This is a genomic window from Pandoraea commovens (genome assembly GCF_024704525.1).
Classification (GTDB): Bacteria; Pseudomonadota; Gammaproteobacteria; order Burkholderiales; family Burkholderiaceae; genus Pandoraea; species Pandoraea commovens.
This window is the reverse complement of the sequence record NZ_CP102780.1, coordinates 2,809,516-2,831,436: the sequence shown is the minus strand read 5'-3', so window position 1 is coordinate 2,831,436 and position 21,921 is coordinate 2,809,516. Positions and strand designations below refer to the sequence as shown.

The following is a 21,921-nucleotide window of genomic DNA, read 5'->3' as shown; positions in this document are numbered from 1 at the left end:
GCTTCCGGCCCCTTACCGGCAAGCCCCGCAGTAACACGATGTAACAGGGGGACGACGACCGTCCCCCTACCTCCCGAGCCCCTTCTCGCTCGCACCTTTCCGCTACGACTTCCCTGTCCCGACAGGCTTTCACGGGCGTTTTCGACCCGACGCCGCCCTCCCATTTCAAACAGCCGCAGGTAACACGCCGTAACGTCGGGCGGCCGTTCGCATCGCCAAAACCGGCATGCCCCTAGCTAGACTGCTAAGCGTGGTCTTCCCGGTGGTCCGGGGAGCTTCCCGGCAGGCTCGCCGGGCGGAGAGGCGAAGATGGAAAATACGTCGAACACAGCGGCGTCACCCCAGGAAACGAAACCCCCGAAGCGACGTCGCACGGCGCTCTGGATCGGCATTGTCATCCTTGTGCTGGTGGCATGGGTCGCATGGCATCTGATGCACCGCCCGGCGACCAAGCGCGGCGCGCAGCCGCAAATCGTTTCCGTCGCCAAGGTCGCTTACGGCGAGATGCCCGTCACGATCACCTCGCTCGGCACAGTCACTCCCGAAGCGACGGTGACGGTATTGCCGCAGTTGAGCGGCTACCTCACGCAGGTCGGCTATCAGGAGGGGCAGGACGTCAAACAGGGCCAGTTCCTCGCCCAGATCGACCCCCGCCAGTACGAAATCAGCAAGGAACAGGCGCAGGCGCAACTGGCCAAGGACCGAGCAGCCCTCGCGCAGGCGAAGGCCGATCTGGCCCGTTACACCCAGCTCCACGAGCAGAAGTCGATTGCCGAGCAGACGTTCGTCGACCAGCAATTCACGGTCGCGCAGGACGAAGCCGCTGTGAAAGCCGATCTTGCCAACATCAAGCAATTCGAACTCGATCTGACGTACTGCCGCATCACTGCACCGGTATCGGGGCGTGTCGGTCTGCGCCTCGTAGACCCGGGCAACTACGTCACCGCAACGAGCACGACGGGCATCGCCGTCATTACCAGCATCAAGCCAACGACGGTCGAGTTCACGGTCGCTCAGAACGCCTTGCCTGCCGTCATGAAACGCTACCGCACCGGCGAACCGCTGGCGGTCACCGCGTATTCCAGCGACAACCGCGAGCAACTCGCGACCGGCACGCTTTACGCCGTGAGCAACCAGATGGCGACGGCGACCGGCACGGTCACGCTGCGCGCACGCTTTGCGAACGACGACGAAGTGCTGTTCCCACAGGAGTTCGTCAACGTGAAGCTGCTCGTCGACACGATGCAGCACGCCGTGCTGGTGCCGACACCCGCTGTCCAGAGCGGCGCACCGGGCGACTTCGTCTACGTGGTCACGCCGCAAAAGACCGCGTCGCTGCGCAAGGTCACGATCGGGCCGAGTGACGGTAAGCACACCGTCGTCACCGCAGGCGTGAACGCGGGCGAGACGGTGGTCACGGACGGTATGGACCGACTCAGCGATGGGGCCCACATCGCCCTCCCCTCGACGGCGAGCGGCGCGAGCGCCCGCCCATGAACTTTTCGCGAATCTTCATCCTGCGCCCGGTCGCGACCTGGCTGCTGATGATCGCGCTCGTGCTGATCGGCCTTGTGGCAGTGCGGGTGTTGCCGGTGTCCTCGCTGCCGAGCGTCGACTATCCGACCATCCAGGTGCAGACGTTCTACCCGGGCGCGAGTCCGTCGGTGATGGCGACGACGGTCACCGCGCCGCTCGAAGTGCAGCTCGGGCAGATCCCCGGCCTGCAACAGATGATCTCGTACAGCGCGGAAGGCTCGTCCGTCATCACGCTGCAATTCGATCTGGCGCTCAATCTGGACGTCGCCCAGCAGAACGTGCAACAGGCAATCAACGCTGCGAACAGCCTGCTGCCGAGCGGGCTGCCCGCACCGCCGACCTACGCCAAAGTCAATCCGGCAGACCAGCCGATCATGACGCTGGCCGTCACGTCGCCCACGCTGTCGCTCACGCAATTGCAGGACGCCGCCAACAACCGGCTCGCCGCGAAAATCTCGCAGGTGGCAGGCGTCGGCTTCGTGACGCTCGCGGGCGGCAACGTGCCTGCGGTGCGCGTCGAAGCCGATCCGCAAAAGCTCGCGGCGTACGGCCTGAATCTGGACGACCTGCGCACGCTGCTCGCGAACGTCAACGTCAGCCAGCCGAAGGGCAACTTCGACGGCCCCGAGCTCGATTACACACTAGACGCCAACGACCAGATTACCGATCCGCAGGACTATCTGGACACGGTCATCGCCTATCAGAACGGCAACCCCGTCTATCTGCGCGACGTCGCGCACGTCGCTAAGGCCGCGCAGGATGTCGAGCGCGGCGCGTGGCTGAACAAGACCCCGGCCATTGTGCTGAACGTGCAACGCCAGCCCGGCGCGAACGTCATCGCTACCGTGGATCAGATCAAGCGGGCGCTGCCGCAACTGGAGGCCACTCTGCCCGCCGGCATGAAGGTCAGCGTGGTGTCCGACAGCACGGGCGTGGTCCGCGCGTCGGTCAGCGACGCCGCGTTCGAACTCGTGCTCGCCGTGGTGCTCGTGGTAGCCGTGATCTTCGTCTTCCTGCGCAACGTTCCGGCCACCGTCATCCCGAGCATTTCGGTGCCGGTCTCGCTGATCGCCACGCTCGCGGTCATGTACGAGCTGGGTTACTCGATCGACAATCTCTCGCTCATGGCGCTCATCATCGCCACGGGCTTCGTGGTCGACGACTCCATCGTCATGATCGAGAACGTCGTGCGCTATCTCGAAGCGGGCATGGCACCGCTGGAAGCCGCGCTGGCGGGGGCGGGACAGATCGGCTTCACGATCATGTCGTTGACGATCTCGCTGATCGCTGTGCTGATTCCGCTGTTGTTCATGGGCGGCGTGATCGGACGCCTGTTCGGCGAATTCGCCGTGACGCTCGCCGTGACCATCGTGATATCGGCCATCGTATCGCTCACCGTGGTGCCGATGTTGTGCGCGCGCATTCTCCGGGCACAGGAGGCGCGCCACCCGAGTCGCTTCGAGCGCGCGAGCGAGCGAGTGTTCGACAAGACGTTGGCCGCTTATGAGCGTGGACTGAAATGGGTGCTCGATCATCAGTTCCTGACGCTGATGGTCGCGCTCGTCACGGTGGCGCTGACCGTCGTGCTGTACGTTGTGATCCCGAAGGGCCTGTTCCCCGTGCAGGACGTCGGGGTGCTGCAAGGCATCACGGTGGCGGACAACTCGGTCTCCTACGCCGCGATGGTCAGGCGGCAGGCCGCGCTGGCCGACGTCGTCCTGCAAGACCCGGACGTGACGTCCATCACCTCCTACGTCGGCATCGACGGGATCAACACCACGCTCAACAACGGCCGGTTCCTCATCAACCTGAAGGCACGGGACGACCGTTCCGATAGCGCCGTCGAGATTGGTCGTCGGCTTCAGCAAGCCACGGCGAAGGTGCCCGGCATCCGGCTTTATGTGCAGCCAGCGCAGGATCTGACGCTCGACACCACCGTCTCGCCTAACCAATACAAGTTCGTGATGCGCGGCCCCGATCAGGCGACGCTCGCGAAATATGTCCCGCCGCTGATCGCCCGGATGAAACAGATCTCGTCGATCACGGACGTGGCCAGCGACCTCGATACGAGCGGCCTGTCGATTCAGGTGGAAGTCAACCGTCAGTTGGCGGCGCGCTACGGCATTACGCCTGCGACCATCGACAATGCGCTGTACGACGCCCTCGGCCAGCGCATTGTGTCGACGATCTTCGAGCAGTCGGCGCAGTACCGCGTGATCCTCGTGGCAAAGCCCGAATCGCTCAACTCGATCCAGTCGCTCGGCACGATCTATCTGCCGAGCCAGACGAGTTCGAGCGGACAGGTGCCGCTCTCGGCCATCGCGTCGCTCAAGGTCGTTCGAACGCCGCTCGCGATCAGCCACCTCCAGCAATTCCCGGCGGTCACGGTGTCGTTCAATCTCGCACCAGACGCCTCGCTGTCGAGCGCCGTCAAGGAAATTCGCAACGCCGAGCAGGCCGTTCATCTGCCACCCTCGATTGCCTCGTCGTTCCAGGGCGCGGCGCAGGCGTTCGAAGATTCGCTCTCCAGCGAGGTCTACCTGCTCGTGGCCGCACTGGTCGCCGTCTACATCGTGCTCGGCGTGCTCTACGAGAGCTTCATCCATCCGGTCACCATTCTGTCGACGCTGCCGTCGGCAGGGATCGGCGCGCTGCTTGCGCTGATGCTCACGGGCAGCGATCTCGATGTGATCGGCATCATCGGCATCGTGCTGCTGATCGGAATCGTCAAGAAGAACGCCATCATGATGGTGGACTTCGCGCTGGACGCCGAACGCACGCATAACAAGCCGCCGCGCGAGGCCATCTTCGAGGCGTCGCTGCTGCGTTTCCGGCCGATTCTGATGACGACGCTGGCCGCCATGCTCGGTGCATTGCCGATGCTGCTCGGCTCCGGGACAGGGTCGGAGTTGCGGCGACCGCTGGGGCTGGCGATCATCGGCGGTCTGGCGATGAGCCAGTTGCTCACGCTGTTCACCACGCCTGTCATTTATCTGTACTTCGATCGCCTTGCTGCCCGGGTCCGTGAGCGCCGTGCCGCGCGACGCGAACGCCGTGCGCACGCCGGCCATATGAGAACACCGCCGGACGATGAACCAGGAGGTGCGCCGTGAACCTCTCGGCGCTCTTCATCAAACGGCCCGTTGCGACCACCCTCTTAGCGGTCGCCGTGCTGATTTCGGGACTGCTCGCCTATCTGCGCCTGCCGGTCGCGCCCTTGCCCAACATCGCCTTCCCGGTGATTGCGGTGCAAGCGAGCATGGCGGGGGCGAGTCCCGAGGTGATGGCGGCGACGGTCGCCGCGCCGCTGGAACGGCGGCTGGGGGTGATCGCCGACGTCACCGAACTCACGTCGACGAGCACCGTCGGCTCCGTCTCGATTCCTGTCGTCTTCGGCCTGAAGCGGGATATCGAAGGCGCGGCGCGCGACGTCGAAGCCGCCATTCAGGCCGCGCGGGCCGACCTGCCGAGCACGCTGCGCAGCAACCCGAGCTATCGCAAGTTCAACCCGGCCGATACGCCGGTGATGGTGATCGCACTGACGTCCGCCACGCTCACCACGGCGCAACTCTACGATTCGGCCGACTCGATCATCCTGCAGCAGTTGTCGCAGGTCGATGGCGTGGGCCAGATCACGGTCGGCGGCGGCGCGCTGCCCTCGGTGCGTGTCGAGCTGGAGCCCGGCAAGCTCAATAGCTACGGGATCGGACTGGAAGACGTTCGGGCCGCCCTCTCTGCGGCCAACGCCAACAGCGCCAAGGGCCATCTGGATCAGGGCGACCAGCGTTTCGAAGTCACCTCGAACGATCAGATCAGCAAGGCCGACGGCTACAAGGACCTGGTCGTCGCGTATCGCAACGGCGCGCCCGTGTTGCTGCACGACGTCGCGCTCGTGCGCGACAGCAACGAGAACATCCGCAACGCCGGGCTGTTCAACAACAAGCCCGCTGTGCTGGTCATCGTCTACCCGTCGCCCGGCAGCAATGTGGTCAAGACCGTCACCCAAATCCGCCAGATCCTGCCGCTCGTCGAAGCCACGCTGCCGCATGACATCAAGGTGGGCGTGGCGCTGGACCGTTCCGTGTCAGTCGAAGCGTCGCTCAAGGACACCGAACGCACCCTGATTCTCGCGGTGCTGCTGGTCATCGGCGTGGTGTTCGTCTTCCTGCGCTCGGCCAACTCGACGCTGATCCCCGCAGTGGTGCTGCCGCTCTCCATCATCGGCACGTTCGGCCCGATGTACCTGCTGGGTTACAGCCTCGACAACCTGTCGCTCATGGCGCTCACCATTGGCACAGGCTTCGTCGTGGACGACGCCGTGGTTGTGATGGAGAACATCGTGCGCCATCTGGAACTGGGCGTGCCGCCGAAGGAAGCCGCCCTGCTTGGCGCAGGCGAAGTCGGCTTCACCGTACTGTCGATGAGTCTGTCGCTGATCGCCGTCTTCCTGCCGATCCTGCTCATGCCTGGCATTGTCGGCCTGCTGTTCCATGAGTTCGCGGTCACGCTATCCATCGCCATTCTGATCTCGATGGTGATCTCGCTCACCGTCACGCCGACGTTGTGCGCCTATGTGCTCACGCGAGAATCGGCAACGTCCGAAGCCCGCTGGTCGCAGTGGATCGGTCGTCAGTTCGATCGGTTCCGCGATGTCTACGCGCGCTCTCTCGCCGCTGTACTCGATCACGCAGGGCTTGTCGGTCTGGTGATGCTGGGATTGCTCGTCGGCAATCTGTTCCTGTTCAGGCTGCTGCCCGCGACGTTCTTTCCAGAGCAGGACACTGGCATTCTGATCGGCCAGATCATGGCGGACCAGAGCATCTCGTTCCCGGCTATGCGCAAGAAGCTGGAACAACTGCAAACCATTGTGCAGACGGACCCTGCGGTCGCTTCGGTCGCAGGTTTCACCGGTGGACGCTCGCTCAACTCGGCGACCGTCTTCGTCCAGTTGAAGCCGCTGGCGGAACGTCACCTGACGGCGGACGCCGTAGTGAACCGCCTGCGTCCCAAACTCAATGCCGTATCGGGCGCACGGCTATTCCTTCAGGCCCAGCAGGACTTGCGCGTCGGTGGACGCCAGTCGGCCGCCGAGTATCAGTACACATTGACGAGCGACGACGCGCAGGCGCTCTACAAATGGGTGCCCAAGCTGGTCACCGAACTTGGCAAACACCGCCAGGCGGTGCTCGACGTGAATACCGATCTCCAGCAGAACGGTTTGCAGATGTATGTCGACATCCATCGCCAGATGGCTTCACGGTTCAACCTGCAACCGAACCAGATCGATAACGTCCTGTACGACGCCTTCGGGCAACGCACCGTCTCTACGATCTACAACCCGATCAATCAGTACTTCGTGGTGATGGAAGTCGCCCCGCAGTATTGGCAGTACCCCACGTCGCTCGATCAGATCTATCTGAGTACGGCCGCCGGTAACGCGAGCGGCACCGGGCAGACGCAGATGTCGGGCAAGACGGTGAGTGGCACGACCGTGAAGGCGGTCGCATCGGGGACCAATGCCCTGAACGCGAACGCCGTGGCCAACCAGCAGAACAACGCCATCTCGAACAGCCGGGGCGGGAATTCGAGTGGCAGCGCGGACAGCACCGCCTCGGAAACCATGGTGCCGCTGAGCGCGCTCGCCAGCTTCTCGGCACGTCACACTGCCACGCAGGTCAACCATCAGGGTGGGATGGTGGCGGCCACGATCTCGTTCAACCTTCCGGCGGGTGGGTCTTTGAGTGAAGCGCAGATCGCTATCGACGACGCCGCGCGGGCGATCGGCATGCCCGCGTCCGTGCACGGCGCGTTTGCGGGCGCAGCGCAGGCGTTCTCGCAATCGGTCGGCACGGTTCCGCTGCTGATCCTCGCGGCGCTCGGCGTCGTCTACATCGTGCTCGGCGTGCTCTACGAGAACACGATCCATCCGCTCACCATCCTCTCGACGCTACCTTCGGCAGGCATTGGTGCGACGCTCGCTCTGCTCATCTTCGGCACGCCGTTTTCCGTCATCGCGCTGATCGGGATGATTCTGCTGATCGGCATCGTGAAGAAGAACGGCATCATGATGGTCGACGTGGCGATCCAGTTGCAGCGCAACCAGAACATGCCCGCCAAGCAGGCGATTCACGAGGCGGCCGTCGTGCGTCTGCGCCCGATCATGATGACGACGTTCGCCGCCGTGCTCGGCGCGGTGCCGCTCGCCATCGCCCTCGGTCAGGGGGCGTCGTTGCGCCAGCCCCTCGGCGTGACGGTGATGGGCGGCCTGCTGCTCAGTCAGGTCTTCACGCTATACACCACCCCGGTCATCTATCTGTATCTCGACCGCCTGCGCGCCCGGCTGGCGCGCTGGTCCACGCGCCTTCCCTGGCATCGCGATTCCGGCCCGGAGGTTCGATCATGACGCTCATCAGAAACACTCGCCGAATGTCCCCACGTCCGATGCATCGGCTCACGCTCGCCTGCCTCGCTAGTCTTGTCTTGCTGGGTGGCTGCGCCGTCGGCCCCGACTATCAGCGCCCCCTCGTCGACATGCCCACCCATTTCACGGAGCTGGACGGCTGGACACAGGCACGCCCGGACGCCGAAGGCCCCAAAGGGGAATGGTGGAAGGCATTCCACGACCCGCTGCTCGACGAGCTGGAGCCTCAGGTAATGGTGTCGAACCAGACGGTGCGCCAGAGCTACGCCAATTATCAGCAGGCGCTCGCGGAGGTGCGTCAGGCACGCGCAGGCCTGTTCCCGACGCTCGGCATCGACGGCTCGGCCAGCCGCTCGCGCGGCAGCAGCGGCGGCGCGAGCACCACTGCGGCGCTCGCGTCGCGCAGTGGTGCGAACATCGTGAACTCGGCGTCGGCTGAAGGCAGCGTCAGTTGGGCACCGGACATCTGGGGGCAGGTGCGGCGAACCGTCGAACAAAGCAGCGCGACGGCGCAGGCCAGTCAGGCAACGTTGGCGAACGCGACGCTGTCCGAACAGATCGCATTGGCCAACGCCATCATCGACTTACGCATTACCGACGCCAATATCGACCTGCTGACGCAAACCGTCGCCGCCTATACCGAATACCTGCGCGTGGTGGCCGATCAGGATCGTGCCGGGACGGTGCCGCCCTCGGACGTCATCACGGCGCGCACCCAGTTGGAAAACGCCCGGGCCAGCCTGATCGCGCTGGGCGTGTCGCGCGCCCAGTACGCGCACGCCATTGCCGTGCTGGTCGGGCGCAACCCGGAATCGCTGACGATCCCGCACAGCACGGCGCTCCCGACATTGCCGGACGTGCCGATCGGATTGCCGTCGACGCTGCTGCAACGGCGTCCGGACATTGCCGTGGCGGAGCGGCAGATGGCCGCCGAGAATGCCGCCATTGGCGTGGCCATCGCAGCTTACTACCCGAACATCACGCTCTCGCTCACGGACGGCTTTTCCGCCGCACCGGTTGCGGGACTCTTCAAGATCGCCAACTACGTGTGGTCCCTCGGCGCGAGTGCATCGGAGACGATCTTCGACGGCGGCGCACGCAGCGCCAAAGTGGATGCCGCCCGTGCCGCCTACGACGCCGCCGTCGCCAACTATCGCGGCACAGTGCTCACGGCGTTGCAGGGCGTGGAGAACGATCTGTCGTCGCTGCGAATTCTGGAGCAGCAGGCGCAGGCGCTGGACGCCGCCGTGCGCGATTCGACCGATGGTGCACGCATTGCCATGAACGAATATCAGGCCGGAACGGTGGATTACACGACGGTCGTCACTGCGCAAACGACGCAGCTCAATACGCGACAGAACGCCCTGACGGTGCAGGAGTCGCGCTTGCTGGCGGCCACGTCGCTCATCGGCGATCTCGGCGGAGGCTGGTCGGACGAAGCCCTCGCGCAGGACACCGGCCCCCGCCCCGCGCAGACGAACGGGGCAACCGAGGCAACAGAAGCGAAGGTCCCAGCCTCGGCTCGCTGACCTAGCGGGGCTTATTCGCGGCCGGACCAAAGTCCGGGTCCGAGCCGAACGTCTTGCCTCGCGGCACGTTGGCGCACGCGGGCAGGTCCGGGAAGTCGGTGCAAATGATTCGCCGATCCTGATACTGGAATCCGTGGTCGATCATGCACAACTCGCCCTTGGCGAAGTCGTTGAGTGTCATGTCCTTGCGGTCGACGTATGCCGAATTGGGGAAGCCGCATGCCAGCATTGCGTTGCGCACGCCCTGCTCGTCGACGCCTCGCTTTGCCCAGAGTTTGTAGAGCGGTGGCGAGGGCTGAAACGGGCGCGTCGTGCATGCGGCGAGACCGACGGCCCCGAGCGTCACCAACAGCCAGGCGCTCCAACGAACGAGAAAGTCCCCTTTAGGATGCCTCAGCATGCCAACCTCATAACGTCTCCAATTCGTGAAGTGAATACGCAAAATCCGCGTCGAAGACGCACGGATTGCGGGGCATTGTAGCGCGCCGCCGCAACGGCAAATGACGATCCGGTGCAGGGTTGTAGGCGCCAGACGCCGGTCTGCTGGTATTCTTCGGCGCTGAACCGGATTGAACTCTGCGAAACATGGTGCAACTGCAATCCCATGCTGGCGATGCGCTCGCCAGCCATCACATCGCGTGGTACGTCTACGTGCTGCGCTCGTTCCTCGCCCTGCTCGTGCTGGGCGCGTGCGCCTGGGGGGCGATGGCCCTCGCCTACCGCTGCCCGGGCCCGGCGCCCGTGCGCTACCTCGCGATCGCCGTGTGGGTGCTGCTCGGGGTCGTCGCGATCGTTGCGCTCTTGCGCGTGCGCGCCGGTATGCCACTGCGGGGCTGGCCGCTCGCCTTTCTGATTGCATTAGTGCTGCTCGTCGGCTGGTGGCAGACGATCCGCGCATCCAACGACCGCCTCTGGGCGGCCGACGTCGCGCAATTGCTCGATTCCCGAATCGACGGCGAACACGTCACGCTGCACAACGTGCGCAACTTCGAATGGCGCACGGAAACCGACTTCACGCCGCGCTGGGAAACCCGCGAGTACGATCTCGACAAGCTCGAGAGTGCCGATCTCGTCCTGTCGTACTGGATGGGTCCGGCGATTGCTCACACCCTGGTGTCGTTCGGCTTCTCGGATGGTCGCCGCGTGGTCTTTTCCATCGAGATTCGCAAGAAGCAGGGCCAGAAGTTCTCGGCCATCGGCGGGTTCTTCAAAGACTTCGAAGCCACGCTGGTGGCCGCCGACGAGCGCGACATTCTGCGGGTTCGCAGCAACGTGCGCGGTGAGACGACCTACCTGTATCGACTCAACATCCCGCCCAAACAACTGCGAGAAGTGTTCATCGGCTACCTCGCCCGCGCGCGCGAACTGCACGATACGCCCGCCTGGTACAACACGCTCACGAGCAACTGCACGACCATCGTCTTCGAGATCGCCCGCCTCATCGCGCCGGGATTGCCGCTCGACTACCGGTTGCTGCTGTCGGGGTACTTCGCCGAGTACGCCTACGATCAGGGCGGTCTGACACCGGGCTTCACCTACGCGCAACTGTACGACCGGGGCAATTTCGTTGCCCGGGCACTGGCCGCAGGCGACTCGCCCGAGTTCTCGACCCTCATCCGTCAGGGCGTGCCGGGCGACGATCCGAAGGTGACGCCATGATCTCGTTGCACGCATCTGGCAAGGCGCTCACGCTGCGGCGTGCAGGTCTGCTGATGGCTGCCGTATGGCTGACGGCCCTGTCCGGGTGCGCAATGGTGGAAGTCCGCTCGCTCGGCCCCGAGCAGTACATCGCCATGAAGCGCGGCGACATTCTGTCGACCGGCAAGCTCAGCGCCTCGACCGATGAAACCGTTCGCGTCGCAGGGCTCGACGACACCCTTTGCGCCAAATCGTCGCTCGACTGTATCGACGCGTTGGGCCGCGCCAAGGAAATCGACGTCGACCGACGACTCGCCGCCATGGCCGAAATGTCGATGCAGCTCGCCATCGCGCAAACCCCCACGGGCGAGCGGCAATGGAACGACGCACAGTTCGATCTGTGGCTGCGCTCCGCACGCTACGCGTACGCGTACCTTTTCTACGGCGACCGTCCGTCGAGCGAACGGGCCTTCGAAGACCGTCAGACGCAGGTCCGCGACTATTACAACTACGCGGTGCAGAACTTCTCGGTCGCGTTGTTCCGTCGCGTGCAGCAAACGGGCAGCGACAAAATAGCGGGATGGCTCCTGCCGGTTGACGCCAGCAGCGTGCGATTCGCCGATAACCACATCCAGCCGCGCGAAGTCTTGCCCGCGTCCACGCTGTCGTTCGCCGGGCTGCGCAGCCCGTATCGACGCGACGGTTTCGGCGCTGAGCTGGTGGCCGTGCTCGATGAGAAGTCCGCCGCCGAGGCGCTCGCCGCCGCCGGACAGAATCCGATGCCCCGGGGCGACGCCGCAACCGGTCCGGACTACCGCGACACGACGCCCAACCCACGGGAAAGCCGCGCCTCACGCGACTTCCGGCGCGCCACCGACCCCAACGCCGGGCCAGTGTTCAGCGAGATGCCCTCGCCGTCGCTCACGCTTCTGTTGCGCTTTGACGGCACCACACTCGAACAGGTCCTCACGACGAAGGTCGCCACGCTGGTGGTCTACGACCCGTACCGGCAGACGTCCGTCGAACTGAATCACCAGACGGTGCCGCTGGCGGGCAACTTCACGGCCGGTTACGGACTGTGGCTCGCGCGCTCGGGCTTTGCCGAGCAGTCGCTGCGCACGCTGTTCGGACGCGACCGAGGCATCGTGCGTCCCCACATCTACCTGATGCAGCCTTTCGATCCGGGACGCCGCGTCATTCTGATGCTGCACGGGCTGGCCAGCAGCCCGGAGGCGTGGGTGAATCTCGCCAACGAAATTCAGGGCGATGCGACGCTGCGCGAGCACTTCCAGGTCTGGCAGGTGTATTACCCGACCAACGCGCCGATTCTCGTGAACGCGATGGCCATTCGCAACGCGTTCGAGACGACGCTCAAGCACTTCGACCCGGACGGTCAGTCGGCCGCGTCGCACGAAGCGGTCGTCATCGGACACAGCATGGGCGGCGTGATTGCACGCCTGATGGTGTCCAGCTCGGACGATCAGCTCTGGGACACTTTCCAGCATGAGTACCATCTGGACGAAGACCAGATCGACCGTGCCCGCGACCGGCTCAATCCGCTTTTCAGCTTCAAGCCGGTGCCACAGTTCGAGCGCGCCATCTTCATCGCCGCGCCACACCGGGGCACGCCGTTTGCGCGTAACCGCATCGGACGCTGGGTCTCGAACCTGATCAAGCTGCCGGTCACGCTGCTCTCGGGGATCGACGACGTGCTGCACTACGCGACCGGGTCCGAAGACAGTCCGTCGGAGGGCAAAACACGCTACGTGCCGAACAGCGTCGATCAGTTGCGTGACGACGATCCCTACGTGATGGCTGCGGCCGGACTGAAGATCTCGCCGTCCGTGCAATACCACTCGATCATCGCGCGGCGCGATGCCAAGGGGCCGCTGGAGGCCTCGAACGATGGTGTGGTGCCGTACACGAGCGCGCATCTCGCGGGCGCGCAGTCCGAGCGCGTCATCGTCTCAGGACATAGCGTGCAGGAAACGCCACAGGCGATTCTGGAGATCCGTCGCATCCTGCACGAGGACGTCGACGAACTCGATCCGGTCAAGCTGCCCGGGCGCCTGAACCCGTATCAGGCGATCGTTCCTCCGCCGCGCGCGACGTCGACGCCAGGGCGCCCAACGTCGTACTGAGACAGGATCGGGCGCGTCAGGAAACGGCGTTGATCTGAATGTGATACACGCCCCACGGACACAGGGTGAACTGCTCTTTGAGCGGTTTGCCCGCCAGCGCCGGAATCGCGGCCGGGTCGTACACGGCCCACAGCGGCCCGAGACCGCCCAGCGCGAGCGGCTTGTCGTCGATATGCGTGGCGAGCAGGAAGCCGTACTCCCGCACCTGCCCGATCGTGGTCGCCACCACGTAGCCGTCGATGGCGCGCAGCAACACCTGCGTGAGCGGATTCGACGGTGCCCCCGCCTGCACCAGCACATCCGCCAGACGCGGACCGCGCAACGTGTGCGGCTTGGCGTCGTACTCCAGCGTGGGGCGAATCGTCTGCGCTGGCATGCGCGTGAGCATGGCGAAGTCGAGCGCATACGCCGCGTCGAATTGCACGAGTTGCTTGTGAAACAGCTGGTCGAGCGCCGGGTCGACCGGCCCCCGGTTGTGACGCGCAATCGCGCCGCTGAGCGTGACGAGCGGTGTCGACGTCGGTGCAGTGGTGACGGAAGTGGCGGAGGTGCCCGCAGCGCCGGGCTTGGCAAAAGCAGGCACCGATGCGCCCAGTGCCACGGCACCGGCAAGGAATTCACGTTTCTTCATGGCGTTGGCAATAGCGAATGACGGAGGCGGCAGATCCATACAGGAAGAGCCTCGGCTCGCGCGCGCGAGGTCGCAAGAGCGTACCACCGATGTCATCCGGCACGCCAACGGCAACGGCGTCGCCGCCGTGCCGTCGGATCAACGTGCAATTGAATCAGCCGACCTGCGTTTCGAACGTGAAATGCACGCGCCCGTCGCGGATCGGCAGGATGTCGGCGCGATCTTCGCCCACTTCCGCGTCCAGACGATCGTTGAGCAGCGTGTTCATCGCCATCAGCAAAGCCCCGTTGCTATGGGCGTCGAGCGCCAGATTGTGCGACTCCGTCGGATCGGCGTGCAGATCGTAGAGTTCGACGTCATTACTGGCGAACAGCGTCTCCAGCGATGTCGGCCGGTTGAACCCTTTCGGCGAAAAGTAGCGCGAGAAGCGATAGCGACCGTCGAACACACTGCGAATCATGCCGCGATGCCGGAAGTCCGGCTGACGGGCGATCACCCGTCGATGGATCTCGTCGACCGGCACGCCCTTCTGACGCAACGTCGCATATTCCTGCGCCAGCCACTCGCTGTCGTAGAACAGCAGCATGGCGTAGTTGAACAGCGTGGCCGGACGCAGCACATCGACCGCCTGCCGCTCAGGGCGGCGCAGCAGCGGTGTGAGGTCATGCCCATGAGCAGCCTTGCCAGCAATGCGGGCCACGTTGTCGGCGTCCAGCCCCGTCAACCCGAGCAACGTCGGCGTGATATCCACATGCGAGCTGAGTGCGGCGCATTGCTTACCGCCCGGATATGCCGGATGACGGATCACGAGCGGTACGTGATTCTGCTCGCGATAGGTCGTCGGCCCCTTCCCTACCAGCTTGTGCGCACCGACGTGATCTCCATGATCGGCACTCATCACGACGATGGTGTTCTTGTCGATGCCCAATTCGCGCAGCGTATCGAGCAGCGTCACGACATGGGTGTCGCAGTCGCGGATGCAGTTGAAGTAATAGTCCTGATAGACCTGAAGACGCGCGTCGTCGAGCGGATAGTCCCCGACCAGCACGCCCTCGGCCGCGTTGTAGACGCCGTGCGCAGCGGGTCGACCGGGGGCGTCGTAGGCCTGCTTTCGCGTGGCTGCGAGCGGGACGTCCCAGTGCTTGTCGTACAGACTGTCCTTCGGCGGACGGGCGTTGCCCAGCGTCGGCTTGCTGGCGTTTTGCGTGTCGACGCCCGCCGGATCGGTGTTCAGGAACATCGCGTCGTGCGGGTTGACGAGATTCACTGCCATGAACCACGGCTTCTGTTCGCTCGCCAGTTGTGCGCCGCGTCCGCGCAACCACGACACGGCGGACGACGTCGTCAATCCGTCGTAGGTATAGCCCCCGCGCACGCGCCCGATCAGATCGCCCACGCCGAAGTAGTCGTCGAAGCCGTACGACCGGATCAACGCGTTGTACTCCGCCGTCGGCGTGTCGTAGGGCGTGTGGTTGTGATGCAGTTTGCCGCTCAGATGCCACTTGCCGAGATACGCCGCGTAATACCCTGCGTCGCGCATCATGTGTCCGATCGTGCGGATATCGGTCGACATATCCGGCTGCCACGGAATGCCGCAGTTGTCGAATACGCGCGTGTGCTGAATGTGCTGGCCGGTGTAGACGACCGAGCGCGACGGCGAACACACGCACGCGGCAATCTGGTGGTTCATAAACGTCACACCTTCGCGACGCAACCGTTCGCGGCCCGGCACCGGAAACGGCCACTTGTCGAAATGCCGCTCCTGATCCGTGAGGATGAACAGGATGTTGTAGCCCTTGGGCGCGACGGCCGGGGCCTCCGTCGGCATGATGTAGCCATCGTCGGCCGCGTGCCGGGTCGGCGATGCCGCTCCGGTGGCCGACATGGCCGACGGCACCAGCCCGGCCGATGCCATCGCAACACCGGCCTGCTTCAGAAAGTCGCGTCGCGCCTTGCGGCTGGTCGTGTCCGGCTGTGTTGCGGACGCGGTGTCGGTCGGTGTCGCGTCGTCGGTGGTCGTGGAGGATGAAGGTTTTCGTGTCGTCATGCGTCTCGCTCCTGATGGGGTGCCAGCGTCGTGTCGTGCGCCAGCTACCGGATGGGAGTCTCATTATTCGGTTGAATTCTGAACAGATCGATGAAAAGTCACGCCACATTCATTACCCGGAGGACATCAATAGTGCGGTAACGTATCGGCAACGCATCGATGCATTACCCCGCCGACATGACCGAAGACCCCCGAACGGACCGAGATCCTTTGCCTGCGTCGCAGCTCGCCCGCCAGATTCCGGCCGTCCTGCGCAAACTCCGGATCCGCGATCTCGAGACGCTGCGCTGGCTGGGCCGCACGCGCAGTTTCGCCCGCACGGCGGAAGCTGCCGCGATTACCCAACCCGCATTGTCGAAGTGGTTGCGCGAGATCGAGGACGCGCTGGGCGTGTCGTTGTTCGAGCGCACGACCCGGCGCGTGACCCCGACCCCGTACGGCGACGCCCTGCTCGAACGCGCCGAGCGCATGCTGACGGATCTGGCCGGCGTTGCGCCCGCGATGCAGGCGTTGCGCGACGGACTTGCGCAGCCGGTCAACGTCGGCATCCTGCCGGGCATGGCGAGCGTGCTCATGCCACAAACGCTCGCGCGGTTGGAACACACTGGGCCTGCGCTTCGCATCAATCTGTTCGAAGACACGCTCGACCGGCTGCTACCCCGCGCGCGCTGGCACGAAATCGATCTGCTCGTCTGCCGACTGGACGAAACCGCCATGAACGCGGGCTTCGGCACCGTGCCGCTATATGAAGACGACGTGCGGGTGTTCGGCGCACGAAACCACCCGCTGGCATCGCACCCGTCGCCCGGCTGGCCCGACGTCGCACGCTATCCGTGGATCGTTCCGCCGCCCGGCACTCCCATGCGTCGGGCCATCGATACCGAGTTCGCCCATCAAGGCCTGCCGCTGCCGCGAGTAATCATGGAATCGGTCACGCTCATGACCAATGCGAGCGCAGCGCAGGCCATGCCGTGCCTCTTCCTCGCATCGACGCTGGGCGTGGCGCGCTCGCCACTCGCCCCGGCACTTCACGACTTCGGGTTGCCGTTCTCTCACGTCGCGCCGACCGTCGGTGTCCTCCACGGGCACGCGCCGAGTGCCGCAACCCTCGCGCTCATCGAGGTGCTGCAGGATGTTTCGCGCACGCTCGCCACCCCCTGTCATCATGAATAAAATTAACGCTTCTTAGAAATAAGACCATTTTCATTCATGGATTGAAGTCTCTATGATCGATGTCACCGTTTCAATTCCTCCAGTGACAAGGGTCGATAGAGAACATGGCAAAGACACACAATCTGGGATTCCCGCGCGTTGGCGCGAAGCGTGAGCTGAAGTTCGGTCAGGAAGCGTACTGGAAGGGTCAATCGTCGCGCGACGAACTGAAGGCGCTCGGTGCTTCACTGCGTCTGCGTCATTGGCAGGATCAGGTGGCGCTGGATCTGGCTCCGGTCGGCGACTTTGCGTTCTACGATCAGGTGCTGGACATGAGCTTCACGCTGGGCAATCTGCCCAAGCGCGTGCAAGGCTTTCACGGCGACGTCCTGGACAATTATTTCCGCGTGGCCCGTGGCCGCTCGGCCCAGAGCGCCGCAGAACACGCGGACTGCTGCGGCGGTGTCGCCGCAGGCGAGATGACGAAGTGGTTCGATACGAACTACCACTACATCGTCCCCGAGTTCGCCGCGGACACGACCTTCACGCTGGACGCGTCGCGTCTCGTCGAGCAACTCGCCGAAGCACGCGCCGCCGGAGTCAAGGCCAAGCCGGTCATCGTCGGCCCCGTCACGTACCTGTGGCTAGGCAAGTCGAAAGACGACAGCGACAAGCTGGCGCTGCTGCCGCGCCTGTTGCCGGTCTACGTAAAGCTGCTGGAGACGCTCGCCGCACGAGGCGTGGAATGGGTGCAGATCGACGAGCCGATTCTCGTCACCGAACTGAATGCGCAATGGCGGACAGCCTTCGAAACCGCCTACGCCGCGTTGGCCGCCGTGCCGGTCAAACGTCTGCTCGCCACGTACTTCGGTGAACTGCAAGAGAACCTGCCGCTGGCGTGCCGCCTGCCGGTCGACGGTCTGCACATCGACGCGGTGAATGCGCAACGTGAAGTCGCCGAGGTCATCGCTGCGCTGCCGACGGACAAGGTCGTCTCGGTGGGCGTGGTCAACGGTCGCAACATCTGGAAATCGGATCTGGCGGCCGTGCTGGACTGGCTGGAGCCGGTGGCGAAACGACTGGGGGAGCGTCTATGGATCGCGCCGTCGTGCTCGCTGCTGCACGTGCCGGTCGATCTGGACAGCGAACAGAAGCTCGATGCCGAGATCCGGTCGTGGCTCGCCTTCGCCAAACAGAAGCTCGCTGAAGTGACGGTGCTGGCCCGTGCCATCAATGAAGGGCGCGACACTGTGGCCGCCGAGTTGCGCGCCAATGCCGCCGCCATCGCCAGCCGCCGTGCGTCGCCGCGCGTACACAACCCGGCCGTCAAGGCGGCGGTCGAACGGATCGAAGCCGCCTTGGGGCGTCGCAAGCGTCCGTACGCCGAGCGGGCACCGAAGCAGGCCGCGCGACTGAACCTGCCGCGCTACCCGACCACGACCATCGGCTCGTTCCCGCAAACCACTGAGATCCGCAACGCCCGCAGCCAGTACAAAGCAGGCGAGCTGGATCAGGCGGGTTACGTGGCTGCGATGAAAAAGGAAATCGAGCGCAGCGTACGTGAGCAGGAAGCGCTCGGGCTGGATGTGCTGGTGCACGGCGAAGCCGAACGTAACGACATGGTCGAGTACTTCGGTGAGCAACTCGAAGGCTACGCGTTCAGCCAGTTCGGCTGGGTGCAGTCGTACGGCTCGCGCTGCGTGAAGCCGCCGATCATGTTCGGCGACATCAGCCGTCCGAAGGCCATGACGGTCCAGTGGATCAAGTACGCGCAATCCCTGACAAGCAAGCCGATGAAGGGCATGCTGACGGGCCCGGTCACGATCCTGAACTGGTCGTTCGTGCGCGACGATCAGCCGCGCTCGGTCTCATGCTTCCAGCTCGCACTCGCGATCCGCGAGGAAGTGCTGGATCTGGAGCGCGCCGGTGTGCGCGTGATCCAGATCGACGAAGCGGCGCTGCGCGAAGGCCTGCCGCTGCGCCGTTCGCAATGGGCGACCTATCTGCACTGGGCGGTCGAGTCGTTCCGCATCGCGGCGAACGGCGTGCAGGACGACACGCAGATCCATACGCACATGTGCTATTCGGAGTTCAACGACATCATCGCGGCCATCGCCGAGATGGATGCCGACGTGATCACCATCGAGACCTCTCGCTCGGATATGGAACTGCTCGACGCGTTCGACTCGTTCCAGTACCCGAACGAGATCGGACCGGGTGTGTACGACATTCACTCGCCCAACATCCCGACGCAGGACCACATGGTCTCGCTCATGAGGAAGGCCGCCGAGCGCATTCCGGCGCAACGTCTGTGGGTCAACCCCGACTGCGGACTGAAGACGCGTCAGTGGGCGGAAGTCATTCCGGCGCTGCAAAACATGGTCGCCGCCGCGAAGACGCTCCGCGCGCAGTAGGTCCCGCTCGCTGGGCGCATCCCGACGAATTCGTGCACCGGGAAATGCGTCAAATGAACGGGCCGACGAAATGTCGGCCTGTTTGCATTAGGGCGCCGAAACGGGCCCAGCGATCACATCACTTGAGGAATCTTCGCTAAGTCATTGATTGCTGAAGTGTTTGCATGGCATAGTCGCGCAAACGCACACGCGCACGAGCTAAGTTTCTCCTAAGTTTCGCGCGCTATCGTGCGCCCGTGCCGTCCTCCGTGGACGGTAAGGATTAGGCGTAGGCTGATCTCAGCACGCCAGAATGCGTACGGAAACCCATGCGGATATTGCTTGTAGAAGACGACGCCATGATCGGTGAGGCCATGATGCAGGCGCTCAAGGACGCCTCGTACGCCGCCGATTGGTGTCGCGACGGCGACGCCGCGCTCGCCGCTCTCGCCGCTCATGCGTACGACCTCATGCTGCTCGACCTTGGCCTGCCCGGTCGGGACGGCTGGGACGTGCTACGCGCCCATCGCGGCGCTGGCGGGCGCACGCCGATCATCGTCGTCACCGCCCGTGACGGCGCAGAAGACATTATTCAGGGCCTCGATCTCGGAGCGGACGACTTCGTCGTCAAGCCCTTCGAAGTGGGTGAGCTGCTCGCCAGAATGCGCGCGGTCATCCGACGTCATGCGGGTGTGGCCGTGCCGGTGCTGACCAACGGCGCACTGGCGCTCGATCCGGCGACGCATCAGGCGACATACGGCGAGAACAGTTGCGTTCTTTCCGCGCGCGAATACGCGCTGCTCCACGCACTGATGCTGCGCCCGGGCACGATCCTTTCTCGCGACGCGCTCGAACATCGCCTGTACGGCTGGGGCGAAGAGATCGAGAGCAACATGATCGACTTCCTGATCCATTCGATTCGCAAGAAGCTCGGCGCCGACGTCATCCGTAACATCCGCGGCGCGGGATGGCTGGTGCCCAAGGCATGATGCGTTCGTTGCAGTCACGGCTCGTGGTTACGCTCTCGGCCTGCGCGCTGGCACTGGCCATCGTGGCGGGCTTCGTCTCCTACGGGGCGGCCTTTCGCGAAGCCTATCGCTTTCAGGACGACCAACTGCTGCAACTCGCCGCACTCGTCGACACGCGCAATCTGGCCGGTGCCGATTCGGCCATGCACGGCCTGCCGATTCAGGATCACGACTACCGTCTCACCGTTCAGCGCCTTGGCGGCACCTTTCCCGTGACGCTGTCCGACGGCTTCCACACCGTCAACACCGGCGACCACACATGGCGTGCCTTCGTGCGCACCATCGAGCCGGACCTGCGCATTGTCGTAGCGCAGCCGACGGAAGGCCGTAACGAGATCGCGCGCAATAGCGGACTTCGCACCGCAATGCCCTTCGTCGTGTTCCTGCCGCTGCTCATCGCCGCCATTGTGTTGACGGTGCGCCGCGCCTGGCGGCCTGTGCAACAACTGGCCGCCGAAGTCGACAAGCGCCGCGATACCGATCTGCGCGGTCTCGACACGCAAGGCGCACCCACGGAAATCGAACCGTTCATCGTGTCGATCAACCGTCTGCTGGCGCGGCTGGCCAAGGCGCTCGACGAGCAACGCCGATTCGTGGCGGACGCCGCGCACGAACTACGCTCACCGGTCACCGCACTGGTGATTCAGTCCGAAAACCTTGACCGAGCACTCGCACCGGCAGCGCTCGATGAGGAAACGCGTCACCGCCTGACCAAGCTCAAGAGCGGGCTGCATCGTACACGCACGCTGATCGAACAATTGCTGACGCTGGCCCGCGCCCAGAGCGCGCCGACCGTTCCGGCCAATCCCCTGATGTTGCTCCCCGCCGTACACGAAGCGCTCGAAGATGTGTTCGTTCTGGCGGATCGCAAGCAGATCATGCTCGATCTGTCGGACGCGTCGACCGGAGCGTCGGGCCGCGCCGGACTGCCCGGCCTACGTGTTGCAGGGTCGAAGCGCGACATCGTCACATTGCTGAGCAATATTGTGGGCAATGCCGTGCGCTATACGCCCGCTGGTGGCACAGTCTCCGTGCAGCTGTCGGCCAAGGGAGCCGATGTCCTGATCGACGTGATCGACTCAGGCCCCGGGATCGACGTCGACAAGCGCGAGCGCGTGTTCGACGCGTTTTACCGCGCCACCGATCACCGCGAACCGCGCGAACACGGTGGCGACGGGACCGGGCTGGGGCTGGCGATCGTGCGGGCCATCGTCGACCGCCTCGGCGGGCAGGTGTCTCTGAGCGACGCGAGTCTGTCGCCGCCGCGCGGGCTGCACGTCCGGGTCACGCTGCCGAATCCCGATGTCTCCGACTCACTCGATGCGCCCGATGCGCAGGCCGGTGGGTCCGGTCAGCCGCGTCAGTCCTGAACCGAACACTCAACGACCCCAACTTCATCCTCAAG

At 64.4% G+C, this 21,921-nt stretch carries 13 protein-coding genes; 10 read left to right on the top strand and 3 right to left on the bottom strand.

What is annotated here, in order from left to right:
- Positions 1 to 309: 309 nt before the first annotated feature.
- Genes NTU39_RS13005 through NTU39_RS12990 form a run of 4 tightly spaced genes read left to right on the top strand, consistent with a single transcriptional unit; the run spans position 310 to position 9,486 of the window.
- Entirely contained in the window at positions 310 to 1,497 is a 1,188-nt protein-coding gene (locus NTU39_RS13005; protein ID WP_257959973.1) for an efflux RND transporter periplasmic adaptor subunit, read from the top strand.
- Positions 1,494 to 4,649, top strand: a complete 3,156-nt coding sequence (locus NTU39_RS13000; protein WP_257959972.1) for an efflux RND transporter permease subunit — start codon at positions 1,494 to 1,496, stop codon at positions 4,647 to 4,649. The genes NTU39_RS13005 and NTU39_RS13000 overlap by 4 nt, the downstream gene beginning before the upstream one ends.
- On the top strand, positions 4,646 to 7,939 hold the full coding sequence (locus tag NTU39_RS12995) for an efflux RND transporter permease subunit (protein ID WP_257959971.1): 3,294 nt from the start codon (positions 4,646 to 4,648) through the stop codon (positions 7,937 to 7,939). Before NTU39_RS13000 ends, NTU39_RS12995 begins: the two co-directional genes overlap by 4 nt.
- On the top strand, positions 7,936 to 9,486 hold the full coding sequence (locus NTU39_RS12990) for an efflux transporter outer membrane subunit (RefSeq protein WP_257959970.1): 1,551 nt from the start codon (positions 7,936 to 7,938) through the stop codon (positions 9,484 to 9,486). Before NTU39_RS12995 ends, NTU39_RS12990 begins: the two co-directional genes overlap by 4 nt.
- A 1-nt stretch (position 9,487) precedes the next feature.
- Here the strand turns inward: NTU39_RS12990 and NTU39_RS12985 are convergent, their stop codons facing one another.
- The gene (locus tag NTU39_RS12985; protein WP_174984137.1) at positions 9,488 to 9,886 is read right to left on the bottom strand and encodes a hypothetical protein; all 399 of its coding nucleotides are present in this window, start codon (positions 9,884 to 9,886) and stop codon (positions 9,488 to 9,490) included.
- A 185-nt stretch (positions 9,887 to 10,071) separates the two neighbouring features.
- On the opposite strand from NTU39_RS12985, the gene NTU39_RS12980 reads away from it, so the two are divergent.
- Both NTU39_RS12980 and NTU39_RS12975 read left to right on the top strand, forming a co-directional pair.
- Positions 10,072 to 11,145 carry an Lnb N-terminal periplasmic domain-containing protein gene (locus NTU39_RS12980; RefSeq protein WP_150662530.1) on the top strand — a complete coding sequence of 358 codons (1,074 nt, stop codon included), beginning with the start codon at positions 10,072 to 10,074 and terminating at the stop codon, positions 11,143 to 11,145.
- Positions 11,142 to 13,265: an esterase/lipase family protein gene (locus tag NTU39_RS12975; protein WP_257959969.1), complete on the top strand. Its 2,124-nt coding sequence runs from the start codon at positions 11,142 to 11,144 to the stop codon at positions 13,263 to 13,265. The genes NTU39_RS12980 and NTU39_RS12975 overlap by 4 nt, the downstream gene beginning before the upstream one ends.
- A gap of 16 nt (positions 13,266 to 13,281) precedes the next feature.
- On the opposite strand, the gene NTU39_RS12970 is transcribed toward NTU39_RS12975, so the two are convergent.
- On the bottom strand, positions 13,282 to 13,896 hold the full coding sequence (locus NTU39_RS12970; RefSeq protein ID WP_257959968.1) for a putative pterin-binding protein: 615 nt from the start codon (positions 13,894 to 13,896) through the stop codon (positions 13,282 to 13,284).
- Positions 13,897 to 14,050: 154 nt separating this feature from the next.
- The gene (locus NTU39_RS12965) at positions 14,051 to 15,943 is read right to left on the bottom strand and encodes a sulfatase family protein (RefSeq protein ID WP_257959967.1); all 1,893 of its coding nucleotides are present in this window, start codon (positions 15,941 to 15,943) and stop codon (positions 14,051 to 14,053) included.
- A 210-nt stretch (positions 15,944 to 16,153) separates the two neighbouring features.
- On the opposite strand from NTU39_RS12965, the gene NTU39_RS12960 reads away from it, so the two are divergent.
- The 4 genes from NTU39_RS12960 to NTU39_RS12945 all read left to right on the top strand — a co-directional run bounded on the left by NTU39_RS12960 (position 16,154) and on the right by NTU39_RS12945 (position 21,886).
- Positions 16,154 to 17,116, top strand: a complete 963-nt coding sequence (locus NTU39_RS12960) for a LysR family transcriptional regulator (RefSeq protein WP_257959966.1) — start codon at positions 16,154 to 16,156, stop codon at positions 17,114 to 17,116.
- A 104-nt stretch (positions 17,117 to 17,220) separates the two neighbouring features.
- Positions 17,221 to 19,509 (top strand): 5-methyltetrahydropteroyltriglutamate--homocysteine S-methyltransferase, encoded by a 2,289-nt coding sequence (gene metE / locus NTU39_RS12955; RefSeq protein WP_257959965.1) that lies wholly within the window; start codon positions 17,221 to 17,223, stop codon positions 19,507 to 19,509.
- A 308-nt stretch (positions 19,510 to 19,817) separates the two neighbouring features.
- Positions 19,818 to 20,477 carry a response regulator transcription factor gene (locus NTU39_RS12950; RefSeq protein ID WP_039398505.1) on the top strand — a complete coding sequence of 220 codons (660 nt, stop codon included), beginning with the start codon at positions 19,818 to 19,820 and terminating at the stop codon, positions 20,475 to 20,477.
- On the top strand, positions 20,456 to 21,886 hold the full coding sequence (locus NTU39_RS12945) for a sensor histidine kinase (protein WP_150662525.1): 1,431 nt from the start codon (positions 20,456 to 20,458) through the stop codon (positions 21,884 to 21,886). Before NTU39_RS12950 ends, NTU39_RS12945 begins: the two co-directional genes overlap by 22 nt.
- The last annotated feature ends 35 nt before the right edge of the window (positions 21,887 to 21,921 follow it).

What these genes read in the sequence shown, in the direction of transcription:
- NTU39_RS13005 (WP_257959973.1), top strand. Translation starts at nt 310, where the DNA reads ATGGAAAATACGTCGAACACAGCGGCGTCACCCCAGGAAACGAAACCC.
- NTU39_RS13000 (WP_257959972.1), top strand. Translation starts at nt 1,494, where the DNA reads ATGAACTTTTCGCGAATCTTCATCCTGCGCCCGGTCGCGACCTGGCTG.
- NTU39_RS12990 (WP_257959970.1), top strand. Translation starts at nt 7,936, where the DNA reads ATGACGCTCATCAGAAACACTCGCCGAATGTCCCCACGTCCGATGCAT.
- NTU39_RS12985 (WP_174984137.1), bottom strand. Translation starts at nt 9,886, where the DNA reads ATGCTGAGGCATCCTAAAGGGGACTTTCTCGTTCGTTGGAGCGCCTGG.
- NTU39_RS12980 (WP_150662530.1), top strand. Translation starts at nt 10,072, where the DNA reads ATGGTGCAACTGCAATCCCATGCTGGCGATGCGCTCGCCAGCCATCAC.
- NTU39_RS12975 (WP_257959969.1), top strand. Translation starts at nt 11,142, where the DNA reads ATGATCTCGTTGCACGCATCTGGCAAGGCGCTCACGCTGCGGCGTGCA.
- NTU39_RS12970 (WP_257959968.1), bottom strand. Translation starts at nt 13,896, where the DNA reads ATGAAGAAACGTGAATTCCTTGCCGGTGCCGTGGCACTGGGCGCATCG.
- NTU39_RS12965 (WP_257959967.1), bottom strand. Translation starts at nt 15,943, where the DNA reads ATGACGACACGAAAACCTTCATCCTCCACGACCACCGACGACGCGACA.
- metE (WP_257959965.1), top strand. Translation starts at nt 17,221, where the DNA reads ATGGCAAAGACACACAATCTGGGATTCCCGCGCGTTGGCGCGAAGCGT.
- NTU39_RS12950 (WP_039398505.1), top strand. Translation starts at nt 19,818, where the DNA reads ATGCGGATATTGCTTGTAGAAGACGACGCCATGATCGGTGAGGCCATG.
- NTU39_RS12945 (WP_150662525.1), top strand. Translation starts at nt 20,456, where the DNA reads ATGGCTGGTGCCCAAGGCATGATGCGTTCGTTGCAGTCACGGCTCGTG.